This window comes from Nonlabens xiamenensis (assembly GCF_003865345.1).
Taxonomy (GTDB): Bacteria; Bacteroidota; Bacteroidia; order Flavobacteriales; family Flavobacteriaceae; genus Nonlabens; species Nonlabens xiamenensis.
In genome coordinates this window covers 132,236-145,386 of record NZ_RMVE01000004.1, presented here as the reverse complement: position 1 = coordinate 145,386, position 13,151 = coordinate 132,236, and the positions used below count along the sequence as shown (strand labels likewise).

The 13,151-nt window shown below is 42.9% G+C and carries 11 protein-coding genes; 9 read left to right on the top strand and 2 right to left on the bottom strand.

What is annotated here, in order from left to right; translation table 11 throughout:
• Nucleotides 1-19 precede the first annotated feature (19 nt).
• The 9 genes from EGM47_RS11560 (at nucleotide 20) to EGM47_RS11520 (ending at nucleotide 11,673) form a co-directional block, all read left to right on the top strand.
• Nucleotides 20-1,366 (top strand): glucoamylase family protein, encoded by a 1,347-nt coding sequence (locus EGM47_RS11560; protein ID WP_164510873.1) that lies wholly within the window; start codon nucleotides 20-22, stop codon nucleotides 1,364-1,366.
• Nucleotides 1,367-1,371: 5 nt separating this feature from the next.
• Complete coding sequence (locus EGM47_RS11555; RefSeq protein WP_206052164.1) at nucleotides 1,372-3,639, top strand: glycoside hydrolase family 3 N-terminal domain-containing protein; 2,268 nt, start codon at nucleotides 1,372-1,374, stop codon at nucleotides 3,637-3,639.
• Nucleotides 3,639-4,895 carry a T9SS type A sorting domain-containing protein gene (locus tag EGM47_RS11550; protein WP_164510872.1) on the top strand — a complete coding sequence of 419 codons (1,257 nt, stop codon included), beginning with the start codon at nucleotides 3,639-3,641 and terminating at the stop codon, nucleotides 4,893-4,895. Before EGM47_RS11555 ends, EGM47_RS11550 begins: the two co-directional genes overlap by 1 nt.
• Nucleotides 4,896-4,909: 14 nt before the next feature.
• A complete protein-coding gene (locus EGM47_RS11545) occupies nucleotides 4,910-6,931 on the top strand; it encodes a carbohydrate binding domain-containing protein (protein ID WP_124980980.1) in 2,022 nt (673 codons plus the stop codon).
• A 52-nt stretch (nucleotides 6,932-6,983) separates the two neighbouring features.
• Nucleotides 6,984-7,691, top strand: coding sequence for a complement C1q domain-containing protein (locus EGM47_RS11540; protein WP_124980979.1), 708 nt, complete (start codon nucleotides 6,984-6,986; stop codon nucleotides 7,689-7,691).
• Between the two features lie 185 nt (nucleotides 7,692-7,876).
• Nucleotides 7,877-8,833 (top strand): signal recognition particle-docking protein FtsY, encoded by a 957-nt coding sequence (gene ftsY, locus EGM47_RS11535; RefSeq protein ID WP_124980978.1) that lies wholly within the window; start codon nucleotides 7,877-7,879, stop codon nucleotides 8,831-8,833.
• A gap of 198 nt (nucleotides 8,834-9,031) precedes the next feature.
• Nucleotides 9,032-10,639 (top strand): amidase family protein, encoded by a 1,608-nt coding sequence (locus tag EGM47_RS11530; RefSeq protein WP_124980977.1) that lies wholly within the window; start codon nucleotides 9,032-9,034, stop codon nucleotides 10,637-10,639.
• A 24-nt stretch (nucleotides 10,640-10,663) separates the two neighbouring features.
• Complete coding sequence (locus tag EGM47_RS11525; RefSeq protein WP_124980976.1) at nucleotides 10,664-11,044, top strand: hypothetical protein; 381 nt, start codon at nucleotides 10,664-10,666, stop codon at nucleotides 11,042-11,044.
• Nucleotides 11,045-11,061: 17 nt separating this feature from the next.
• Nucleotides 11,062-11,673, top strand: coding sequence for a DUF1684 domain-containing protein (locus tag EGM47_RS11520; protein ID WP_164510871.1), 612 nt, complete (start codon nucleotides 11,062-11,064; stop codon nucleotides 11,671-11,673).
• Between the two features lie 36 nt (nucleotides 11,674-11,709).
• On the opposite strand, the gene EGM47_RS11515 is transcribed toward EGM47_RS11520, so the two are convergent.
• Both EGM47_RS11515 and EGM47_RS11510 read right to left on the bottom strand, forming a co-directional pair.
• Nucleotides 11,710-12,369: a VanW family protein gene (locus EGM47_RS11515; RefSeq protein WP_164510870.1), complete on the bottom strand. Its 660-nt coding sequence runs from the start codon at nucleotides 12,367-12,369 to the stop codon at nucleotides 11,710-11,712.
• Nucleotides 12,370-12,428: 59 nt separating this feature from the next.
• Complete coding sequence (locus tag EGM47_RS11510) at nucleotides 12,429-13,112, bottom strand: class I SAM-dependent DNA methyltransferase (protein ID WP_124980973.1); 684 nt, start codon at nucleotides 13,110-13,112, stop codon at nucleotides 12,429-12,431.
• Nucleotides 13,113-13,151 lie beyond the last annotated feature (39 nt).

The window sequence follows — 13,151 nt, the reverse complement described above, 5'->3', positions numbered from 1 at the left end:
GATGCATAAATCAAATTTTATGACCCCAATAAAAATATACTTGGTCGGATGGGTGTTTTTCCTGTCCAGTAATTGTACCAATGAAGATATCGCACCACCACCGCCAGATGTGGGCTTTGTGGAAACGCCGTCGGTGGAGCGTTTAACCACAGAGGAGTTATTGGACCTCGTACAGCAGCGTACTTTTAACTATTTCTGGGACTTTGCAGAAACTAACAGTGGATTGGCTCGTGAAACTTCTAGAGATGATGCATTGGGAGGAACAGGAGATAGAGTTGTTACCACAGGTGGTTCAGGATTTGGTATTGCTTGCTTTCCTGCGGCCGTTGAACACGGTTGGATCACCAGACCAGAAATGCTAGCCAGACTGGATCGAATACTCAACTTTCTAGAAAGTTGTGAAACCTACCACGGTGCTTTTTCCCACTGGTATTTTGGTGATACGGGATTGACAAGAGATTTCAGTGCGCTAGATGATGGTGCTGATATTGTTGAGACTGCTTTCCTATTGCAAGGATTGTTGATCAATAGGCAATATTTGTCAGATACAGTTACCGAAGAGGCCGCGCTCATCAATAGAATCACCACGCTATATGAAAACGTAGAATGGAGCTTCTTTGAAAGAGGACAAAATGTAATGACCTGGCACTGGTCACCCAACAATGCCTTTGCGATTGACTTGCAGGTGCAAGGATGGAATGAAGCTTTGATGGTGTACGTTTTGGCGGCGGGATCGCCGACTTTTCCTATCGATAGGGCTACTTATGAAAATGGATGGGCAAGAAATGGCGCCATGGTCAATAACAATACGTATTTAGGCACTCAACTCCCTTTGGGTGTGGACTTTGGAGGTCCTTTGTTTTATGCGCATTATTCGTTTATAGGTTTGGATCCGCGCAATCTCAGTGATCAGTATGCCGATTATATGCAACAGAATACAGCGCATTCTCTGATCAACTACACACACTGTAGAAACAACCCCAATAACTATTTAGGCTACGGTGGAGATAGTTGGGGACTTACTGCCAGTAACGATTATAATGGTTATGCGGTTCATGATCCACTCAATGACATTGGAGTAATCACACCTACAGCAGCTTTGTCTTCTTTTCCGTATACACCCACTGAGTCACTAGCGGCCATGGAGTATTTCTATTACAACCTCAATGATGAATTATTGGGTCCCTATGGTTTCTATGACGCTTTTTCTGAAGAATTTAATTGGTATGACGATAGTTACTTGGCTATTGATCAGGGACCCATCGTTGCGATGATTGAAAATTATAGAACCCAGATGTTATGGACCCTCTTTATGCAGGATCCTGATGTAATCAATGGTTTGAACAGATTAGGCTTTACATTTTAATAGCTATGCACAAAACACTTAAAATTTTATGTATTGGTTTGGGATTGGCGTCGATGACCTCCTGTCACAATACAACCTATAAAGAAACCCAGGATCCGGCTGAGCAGGAAATTTCCCGCAAAGTTGATTCAGTATTGTCCTTAATGACATTGCAGGAAAAGATAGGACAAACTGTTTTGTATTCAAGTATAGAGGACGTTACTGGGCCAACGCTTGATACCAATTACATGAATTATCTAAAAAATGGAGAAATCGGCGCCATTTTTAATGCGACAGGATCTTCATTTACCCGCGAACTCCAAAAAATAGCGGTAGAGGAGACAAGATTAGGTATTCCATTGTTGTTTGGTTACGATGTAATTCATGGGTATAAAACCATTTTTCCCATTCCGCTGGGTGAGTCGGCGAGCTGGGATATGGATTTGATGGAAAAAAGCGCTCGTGTAGCCGCCGAAGAAGCTACTGCGGCTGGGTTGCACTGGACTTTTGCGCCTATGGTGGATATCTCCAGGGATGCCCGTTGGGGCCGAGTGGCCGAAGGGGGAGGAGAGGATACCTATTTAGGTAGTTTGATCGCCAAGGCTCGGGTAAAAGGATTCCAAGGAGAAGATCTTTCTGACATCAATACCCTTCTTGCTTGCGCCAAACATTATGCAGCCTACGGTGCCGCTCAAGCGGGTAGGGATTACCACACCGTAGATATGTCAGAACTTTCCTTGAGGGAATATTATTTACCACCTTTTCAAGCCGCGGTAGATGCCGATGTAGCTACTGTGATGACTGCCTTTAACGAACTCAATGGAGTACCAGCTACTGGCAATTCATATTTGCTCAAAGATGTACTGCGTGATCAGATGGGATTCAATGGTTTTGTGGTCACTGATTACACCTCCATCAATGAGATGGTACCACACGGATACGCCAGGGACCTTCAACATGCAGGTGAGATGGCGATGAACGCAGGGGTAGATATGGATTTGCAAGGTGGTGTTTACAAGGATTATTTAAAGAAATCTTTGGACGAAAAAAATGTGGATATGGAACGCTTGGATCAGGCGGTAAGAAATATCCTTAGATTGAAATTTAAATTAGGTCTTTTTGAAGACCCATATCGCTATTCCAATGAGGAGCTTGAAACCGAGGTTGTTTTAAGTGAAGAAAACCTAGCCTTTGCGAGAGAGGTGGCACAAAAATCTATGGTTCTCTTGAAAAATGACAAGCAAACCTTGCCTTTAAAAGACAACCAAAAAATTGCTTTGATTGGACCTCTGGCCGCTGATGAATTTCATATCATCGGGAACTGGTCCGGTCGAGGTGACAGAGATGGAACTGCTGTAAGTATTAAAGAAGGCTTTGAGGCACAAAACAAAACTTTTACTTATGTCAAAGGATCTGAAATCACAGGCGATGACCGTTCTGGCTTTCAGTCAGCTGTCAACCTGGCCAAACAATCAGATGTAGCCGTTTTAGTGGTAGGAGAGTCTGAAAGAATGAGCGGCGAAGCGGCCAGTAGGACCAATATCAGAATTCCAGAAATTCAACGTGAATTGATCAAAGCCGTAAAAGCTACGGGAACTCCTTTGGTACTCGTGCTTTATAATGGTCGTCCACTGAATTTGGTTGAAGAAAATGAGATGGCCGATGCAATGTTGGAAGCTTGGTTCCCAGGTACCAGTGGTGGACATGCTGTCACGGATGTACTTTATGGGAGATACAACCCAGCTGGAAAACTTACACTGACCTTCCCTCGCAATGTAGGACAGGTGCCCATCCACTACAACATGAAAAACACTGGAAGGCCTCAAGACCTTGAAGGTGCACATCCGCGCTATGTATCTCGATATATTGACGTTGAAAATGCACCTTTATTTCCTTTTGGATACGGTTTGAGTTATACAAGCTTTAATTATTCTCAGCCACAGTTGTCCAGTACAACCTTGCGGGATGGTGAGAAGCTAACCATTATTACTGAAGTGACAAATACTGGGGATTACGATGGAGAAGAAGTGGTCCAGTTATATATCAAAGATAGATTCGGTAGCGTAACCCGACCAGTAAAGGAATTAAAAGCTTTTCAAAAAATCAGTCTGAAAAAAGGAGAGACCCAAAAAGTCAGCTTTGAAATCAGTGTAGATGATTTGAAATTTTACAACCGCGATTTAGAATTTGTTAATGAAGCCGGTCAATATGACTTGTTCGTAGCTGGTAGTTCTGATCATGCGTTTACCAACAGTTTCGAACTAAAAATGAGGGACACCCAAAATAATTTATGATGAAAAAAACTTTACTCTTAGCAGGTCTTTTAGTGGCCGCTTTCGCGAAAGCGCAATGCGTAGATCCCGTATTAACTGATTTTGAATGTTCAGCGCCTTCACATCCTTTGGTAGGTGCGATTACAACGGTTACCAATCCATCGTCCACAGGAATTAATACCAGTGCCAATGTGGGTCAATTTGTGGATGATGGAACTATGGCGTTTGATAATTTATCGGCTGATTATGTCATGCCGATTGATCTCAGTCTCAATTCGGTTTTTCATATCAAGGTATACACCTCTATAGCAGCTAGCCTGTCCAACCCTATACCGCTAGTGGCAAAACTGGAAGGAGGAACTACACCTTTAGAATTAACGGCACAGATTGAAGCCTCTGATGAGTGGAGAGAGTACACTTTTGATTTTTCTCAAGTGAGTAGTGCTGGTAATACCAGATTGGTGCTGTTTTTCAATGCGTTTCAAACCAATGGTACGGCCAATGATATCTATTTTATTGATGATTTGTTCTTTGATGAACCTGTGACGATGCAAACCATGTGTGCTGACCCTATCCTAACGGATTTTGAATGTGATTTACCGTCGCAGCCTTTGACTGGTGCTGTGACTAGGACAGCCAATCCATTTCCAGGAGGTCTAAATACATCAGCCATGGTAGGTGATTACACAGATGACCCTACTGATGCTTTTGATAACCTTGCTTTTTCCTATAGCACTCCCATCGATTTATCAGTCAACAATAAATTGAGACTTAAAGTCTATGCTACTCAAACGGCACCCTTGTTAGTAAAGCTTGAGAATGGAACGTCAATGCCGGTAGAATTGGGAAGTGTGGGGACAAATGGAGACAATATAGATACGGTCAATGCCTGGAAGGAATACGAATTTGATTTCAGTAGTCAGGCCAATGAAAATCACCAGCGCCTGGTGCTGTTTTTTAATGCAGGGAATACCCAAGCCACTGCTCAAACTTATTTTGTGGATGATATACGGTGGGAATCCACCACCTTGTCATCAGACGATATTTCAGTGCCGCAGGTCAATGTTTATCCCAACCCGGCCGTTGATTTCTTGAACCTGAGTTCCAACCAGCAGTTTGAATCCTATAGCATTGTTGACCTATCTGGACGAAGCATTGTCAATAATGCCCAAATTCAAAATAATCTGATCAACATCCAATCTTTGTCTCAAGGAATGTTTTTCCTAAGACTCGATGGACCATCAACCAGCCAGTTGATCAGGTTTTACAAAAAATAAAATAATTACAAGTCATGAAGACATCATTTCTAAGAATAGGCACCTGTATTATCATCTTCTTTTTACTTTATTCCTGCGAGAGGGAACTGGAGGAATATGATCTGATCAGTGAACAACGCTGTGAGAGGGATGATGTGGTGCCAGATCCATTTGTGATCACAGACTTCGAGTGTCAGTCCAATATCGAATTGGAAGACGTTGAGGTCATCAGGAACCCCAGCAAAACCGGGATCAATCTTTCCAGTTTTGTAGGACGTTACACGGATGGCCAAAGTCCAACGGATGCCTTAACCATCAATTTTGACAATGGTTTGGATCTGTCCACCAATGCCTTATTTAAATTCAAGGTGAAAACTGCGGTGACAGGAACTCTAAGACTTGATTTGCTCGGTGGAAATGCTGGTGATGTAACCTTGGAAACTACGATCGATGGCGATCAACGCTGGAACGAGTATGAATTTGACCTGATCGATTACAGGAATGAAAACTTTTCGTCCTTCCAGCTGATTTTTAATGAGGGCGTTTCAACCAGTGGGTCTGATGAATATTTACTAGATGATTTAAAATTTGACCCAACGATCGATCCTTGTGAAGGTGTGGCCACTGATCCTAGCATTCTTAATGATTTTGACTGTCAGCAAAATCAATTTCTAGGTGCAGATCCTACCATGTCTAGCGTGGAATTGGTAGATAATCCTTTCCCCCAAGGCATTAACACCAGCGCTCATGTGGGGGTGTACACAGATGATGGAACTCAGCCTTTTGACAATCTTCAGATTGTATTTGACAATCCAGTTGACCTGTCCCAGAATGCCGTCTTTAGCTTAAAAGTTTATTCTACCACTGCAGGGCCATTGATTGCAAAATTAGAAGGTGGAAATACGCCACTCGAATTGACTACAAATATCACTGCTTTAAACCAGTGGGTTGAGTACAGTTTTAACTTCACGCCTGCCTTAAATGAAGGTAATAATGTACTTACTCTATTTTTCAACGCTGGTGGTACCATGGGTGCTGCGACAGATGTTTATCTGATCGATGATTTGAGGCTTGAGGAATTTGTGGACCCTTGTCAAGGGGTGACAGCAGACTTATCCATTATTTCTGATTTTGAGTGTCAGCAGAATTACACCCTAGGTTTAAATCCAGCCTTGATCTCGACAGTACCAAATCCTGATGATACTGGCATTAACCCAAGTCCGCAGGTGGGTCGTTATCTTGAGGATGGAACACAGCCCTTTGACAATTTGTTAATTGACCTGGGGACGCCTGTGGATTTATCAGCTACGCCTATTTTCAGTATTAAGATTTTATCCTCAATGGCAGGCCCTGTTATAGCTAAATTGGAAGGAGGAACTACACCTCTTGAGCTCACTCAAGATATTACTGTACTTAACGACTGGGTAGAATACTCTTTTGATTTTAGCTCAGTAACCGGGGCAGGGAATGATCAGTTGGTCATCTTTTTTAATGCAGGTCAAATGAATGGAACCACACAAGATATTTATTTCCTGGATGATTTGCGCTTTGAAGCAGACCCTTGTAGTGAAGTGGTGGCCGATTGTACTGGAGTAGCCCAGGACTTGAAGGTGATCAATGATTTTGATTGTCAGCAAAACTACAATATGGGTAATGGTGCCGGTATCAACGATGCGCCTACCGTCCAAAACCCTATGGTAAGCTGTAATAACCGCAGTTCCAACGTAGGGGAATATACTGATGACGGAACCATGCCTTTTGACAATTTATTTATTCCACTCAACGGGCCATTTGATCTGACCAATAACAGTACTTTCTCAATGGATATCCTTACTTCTAATCCTACACCTTTAACGGTACTGGCCAAGTTGGAAGGCGGTACGCCAGTTGAAGTAATGGCCGATGTCACTGTCACAGACGAATGGCAGGAATTAACTTTTGATTTTAGTGGAGCAATTGGCAATAGAAATACCGCCTTGGTGTTGTTTTTCAATGCTGGGCAGGCCAACGGTTCACCTGCCGACCTCTATTATATTGACAATATGAGATTTGAATAAGTAATAAAAAATGATGATGAGACTCAGCCGATTATGTTGCTTAACCATTTGCTTGATTAGCCTCAACACCTATGGCCAAATCGGTTTAGGTACCAATGACCCACAGGCGCTCTTGGACATGCGAGTGAGCAACCAAGCCGCTCCAGACAATACAGATGGATTGCTAATTCCCAGACTGGATGAATTTCCTGCAGTTGATCCCACCTTTAATCAGGATGCAATGATGGTTTTTATCACAGGTAATGCCACTGCAGTAAGAGGTTTTTATTACTGGGATAATAACAGTTCGTCATGGGTAAAAGTAGGCAGAGATGCCACATCCGATTTTTCACTTACCAGGGTTAGTCTTTCTGGAAATCAGGCGCTGGCAGCAACCGGAGCGCAGAAAATCAACTTCGATAATGTGATCTTTGATATCAACAACGAATTTGATACTGCCAATAATCGTTTTGTTGCCCAGCAGCCTGGTTATTACCGAGTGAATGCCGTATATCATACAGTGACTGCTCAAAGCAACTCAAATTTCTATGGTATCGCAGTCTTCGTCAATGGATCAGGCGTACCCTCCAAAGAGTTTGCTCACCACCATGCCTACAATGCTGCCGAAAACGCCAGCCAAGTGACCAGGCATATCAATACCGTGGTATATCTCAATACCAATGATTACATTGAAATTTCAGCCATTAACTTTCAGGCAGGTGTAGTGGAATTGGATTCTTTTGCGGGTAAAACTGACTTTACCATCGAGCGTATACGATAAGCGTAAAACACCAATTATTGGGTGTTGCTGATCATACGTGAGAATATTAGGGTAGAAGCTTAACCCTAGTTTGCGATCGGCAGGATCATATTTTGAGACTGGTCCGATACAGACCGAGGAAAACACGTACAAGCATGGCTGGTTTTGACACTAACTTTCCTATTTTTGTGGCCTTTACCTAGATCATGAGCTTTTTTAAAAAAATATTCTCCCAAGAGAAAAAAGAAACCCTGGACAAGGGACTGGAAAAATCCAAAACTACCTTTTTTGACAAATTGGGAAAGGCCGTTGCCGGTAAAGCCAAAGTCGATGAAGATGTACTGGATGACCTGGAAGAAGTCCTGGTCTCCAGTGACGTGGGTGTAGCGACGACCATAAAAATCATTGATCGTATTGAAGAAAGGGTGGCCAGGGATAAATATCTGGGAACCACAGAGCTGAACCAAATTCTAAGAGAAGAAATTGCCGGATTGATGAGCGAGGTCAATCACGGTGATGCCACAGAATTCACCTTGCCTAAAGTTGACGGACCTTATGTCATCATGGTGGTAGGTGTCAATGGTGTAGGGAAAACCACGACCATAGGAAAACTGGCTTATCAATTTAAAAAGGCTGGAAAGAAGGTAGTGCTGGGAGCAGGTGATACCTTTAGGGCAGCTGCGGTGGATCAATTGGATATCTGGGCCCAACGTGTAGGTGTAGAAATTGTAAAGCAAGCCATGGGAAGCGATCCCGCAAGTGTCGCTTTTGATACCTTGCAAAGTGCCGTAGCCCAAAATGCGGACGTAGTTTTATTGGATACTGCTGGCCGATTGCACAACAAAGTGAACTTGATGAACGAACTCTCAAAAGTCAAGCGGGTTATGCAAAAGATCGTACCCGATGCACCCCACGATGTAATGCTGGTTCTGGATGGTTCCACAGGACAAAATGCTTTTGAACAAGCCAAACAATTTACTAATACCACTGAAGTGACCAGTCTGGCTGTTACCAAATTGGACGGAACCGCAAAAGGTGGTGTGGTCATTGGTATCTCAGATCAATTCCAAATCCCAGTACGCTATATTGGAGTAGGAGAGGGAGTTGAAGATTTACAAGTCTTTAACAAAGTCGAGTTTGTCGATAGCTTCTTCAGGCAATAAGCATACAGCATGTAGCATTCAGAATTGATGATGGTTGACATTCTGGAGGTAGGAAGTAACAACATGTAGGATGAGCTGTTGACTTAAAAATCGTGCAACTTTCCAGTAGATCGGAATTCGTAATTATTAATTTCCTAGATCTTAGCCTGATCTCGATAATTCGCTTATTCTGTCTTATTTTTAAGGAAAATCTTTGTCATGAAAAAGTTTTTTCTGCTTCTCCCCATTTTATTTCTTGCCTGTAAGTCTCAAGACGGCGTCGATCCAAAAAAATCAAAAGATGACTTCAGGGAATTTAAAGTATTGGATTCTGCTTATCTGACCAAAGAACAAGTTTTTGGACCGTTATTGGGACAGGTGCAACGCTTTCGCGAAAGCGGACTCACCAACAATCGAACACAGGAAATAGAAACAGTGGTGTTGGAAGGAAGCATTCCGGCCGTTCAACAAGCAATTTTTGATGGGCAATTGACCTATGAGGAGCTTACGCTGTTCTATCTCGATCGGATTTACACTTACGACCGGTGGAACACCAAATCACTTAATGCTGTCATCGCTTTGAATCCGCAAGCACTGGAACAAGCCAGAGCAGCAGATCGCGATTTACAATACCTTAAATCCCAGTCCGCGGTCTTTAATCCTTATTCGCTAAAAGGAATGCCCGTGCTGTTAAAGGACAATATCAATACCGAAGATATGGTCACCACAGCTGGGGCAGCGGTATTAAGGGAAAATAGCACAACCAATGCGCCCCTGGTGGATAAATTAAGACAGGAAGCCGCGGTAATTTTGGGTAAAGCCAATCTAAGTGAATGGGCTTATTTTTTCTGCGGTGATTGCCCGAGTGGATATAGTGCGGTAGGAGGGCAGACGTTAAATCCGTACGGACGGCGTTCCCTGGATACAGGTGGGTCGAGTAGTGGAAGTGGGGTAGCTGTGGCAGCTAATTTTGCCATGGCCGCTATTGGAACGGAGACGTCGGGATCTATTTTATCTCCTTCCTCGGCCAACAGTGTGGTGGGGATGAAACCTACGGTGGGAACCATCAACGGTCAGGGAATTGTTCCTATTTCCAGTTACCTGGATACAGCTGGACCCATGACCAAATGGGTGATCGACAATGCTATCCTGATGGACGCCATCAGCAGTGTCGAATTATTTGAAAAGGGAATAGGTTCGCTTGCCACAGCTGATCTCAGTGGTAAACGCTTTGGGGTATTTCCAGCATACCGTGAGAATCCACTTTATGCGCAAGCATTGAAAGATTTGGAAAATTTGGGGGCCACCTTAGTTGATTTGGAAGAAAGGGAATTAGAACTGAAAGGTTTTTTACAACTCCTGAACCTGGATATGAAAAAGGACTTGCCTGCTTATTTTATGGGACAAAGTAATGAAAAATACAGAGGCTGGGATGTCGAAAAGGTCATGCAGTACAACAGACAAGACTCGTTGCGCTCCATGCCTTACGGTCAAAAACTTTTTCAGGGTATCCTAAATGAGCCACCGCTGTCTGATGCCGAGTTCTGGAAATTTAAGCAGGAGATGACCGCCAAAGCTCAGGAACATTTTGACTACTACATCAAAAATAACAACTTGGACGGATTTGTGTCGATCAATAATTATGATGCCGGGATTGCTGCGGTAGGTTTTTATCCAGCCCTGACGGTCCCTATGGGTTATGGAGAAAAAGGTAAACCTTTTGGACTGACCTTTATCGCTCCCAATGAAGAAGACGCTCAGTTATACACCTGGGCTAGCGCCTTTGAAAAAGCGACCATGCATCGTCAACCGCCTGCCAATTATTAATCTGCTGCCTTTCCTTGATAAGATATGGGTATTGGCGCCGCAGTGCCTACCTTTACCAACAGAAATTTAATCACTTTGACAGATTCAAAACCACCCATTCTCACCCAAAAGAGCCTGATCATTATTACCAAAGTCACGGCTATATATGCCGCCTTTTATATCGTAACCGGACTGGTTAAGGTGTTTGCTGATCCATTGGAAAATCAACCTACCGTATCGGTTCACGCCTACGACCCCCTTTATGTGGTCGCAGGAATACACCTGTTGGTTTTACTGGTGACTGGTGCCTGTATAGCGATGAGTCGGTACCGTTGGATAATTACCATATTGAGTGTAATTGTCGTACTGCTCAGCCGAATCTTTTATGAAGATATTGCGCTTTGGGTATGGAGTTGGAGTGCATGATTTTTAAACCACATCAAATGAAGAAAATCCTACTTTTTAGCTTTTTACTGAACCTGTGTTACGCCACAGCCCAAGACCGTAAAGCGGAGTCTATGACCTACCGTCAGGAACTCTCTGCCGAATATGCTTCTGGAGAAAACAATGTATTAACCGCGGCAGAACGCCAAGGCTTCAGGTACCTGAATTTTTATCCTTATGACCCAGATTTTGTGGTCGAGGCCAGATTTGAAAAACTGGAAGGCGGCGAACTAATGAAGCTAAAAACATCCACCAGCCGTATAGCCACTTATAGTCCGTATGGCTATTTGCATTTTACCTTAAAAGGAAAGAAGTGCCGACTGTTGGTATTGGAAAGTCCCAGTTTAAAAGACGATCCGGAATATTATAACTACCTCTCCGTATTTTTTACCGATGATACCAATGGAAAAGGGAGCTATAAGGTAGGGCGCTATATGGAATTGAGGTCGCCACTGGATGAAAAAGTGGTCTTAAACTTCAACAACACGTATAATCCTTATTGTGCGTATAGTTCGCGCTTTTCGTGCCCTATCCCACCAGCTGAAAATCACTTGCCGCTCAAAGTAGAAGCAGGGGTTAAAAAGGGATTTACGGGTAAAGGAAGATTGTAGGATTTATCATAGTCTCTTGGCCCCCAGAAAGATAAATTATATGGTTTGGCTTGAGTTAATTTGATAACGAGAGGTCGTAAGTATAGCGCCAGCGGCATTTCTTGTTTCTACTATTTTAACTGGCGATTCGGATAAAATATGCCAGCTTATTTCATTTTCTGTCAACGGCTTGTCACTGGTTAAAGAAACTTCAATGCTATCTTTTTGAAATTCCAGATCAAACCCTAGACGTTGGTCCAGGCAGTTTTCAAATCGTAAATCTTTGAACCCATAGACTACGGTGGCGTCGCTTCCTAAAGGGGTATACCTTGTGTCATCGGTGTAAATATCAGTGGAGTGATGATGTCTTTCCAAAATAGTCACACCACTTTTTAAAAGACATAAATAGATCATACCAGATAATTGACATAATCCACCCCCATAATCCTCTTGTAGCTGGCCTTTAATTAAGTTTCTACCCTTTTTGTAATTATTGCGGGCGGTAGGTCGAGGTATAAAGTGCCAAAAGGAAAAAGTTTGCCCAGGTTCAATGATCAGGTGCTGGAGACGGTCAAAAGCCAGTTGAATGTTGTGAATTTTATTTTGACTACCCTTGTTTACCTTTATGGGTTGGCGGATAGATATTCGATATTCAAGTGCAGCATTTTCTATCCTGGTGCTGGCAATGCGTTCCAGGAAACCACATTGGTTGTCCATTCTTTTTCTCTTGTAAAGTTGCCTTCGCAATCGCACGGATTTTGGGATGAGCGCTCTGATCATTTCTTTCTTAATACAACAAAAATATAACTGGAATACGATTTGAGCCAACTCCGGCATAGCCATCCATCAAGAAACAATAAATACTTACGTAATTGTTTTGGAATTCTGTGAATAGGGAAAAATATGATCCCGCAACTTTCCACCACATCAAAGTATTCCTGTGATATCTTTTTGATCTCAGATAGATTATAACTAGTTGCTCCATGCCAGTTCACCGGACGATAGCGGATCAAATTTCTTCTTTTCTTAGAGGGGAAATCAAACAGGAAGAGACCTTTATTTTTGAGTAAACGATGAGCCTCTATTAAAATTGGAAGCATCTCTTCCTGATGGAGATGCATCATCACATGCAGGGAATATATCTTGTCGTAGGATTCCTGGGCCAGCGTCGTATGATTGCCTTTAGCGCATAAGAGTATTTTATCAGGGTGCTTGGCCTTAGCAATTTTTAGCATTTCTTGGCTGGGATCTACGCCTGTATCTGCGTAGGCCAAAAACCTTCCTGTGCCACATCCCAAATCAACATGATGAGCCGCATTTTCTTTGCCTACGTACTTGTCTAAAAGACCTATTTCTTGCTGATGGACGTAGGCCCCATAAGTATTAGAAAAACGAGATTCATCATAATTTGTGGCAATGCTATCGTAATAAGATATGACTTGGTCTGGTGATTGTTTCATATAGAAGGTTGACTAAGTAGTAGGCCCGCTTGACCCCAT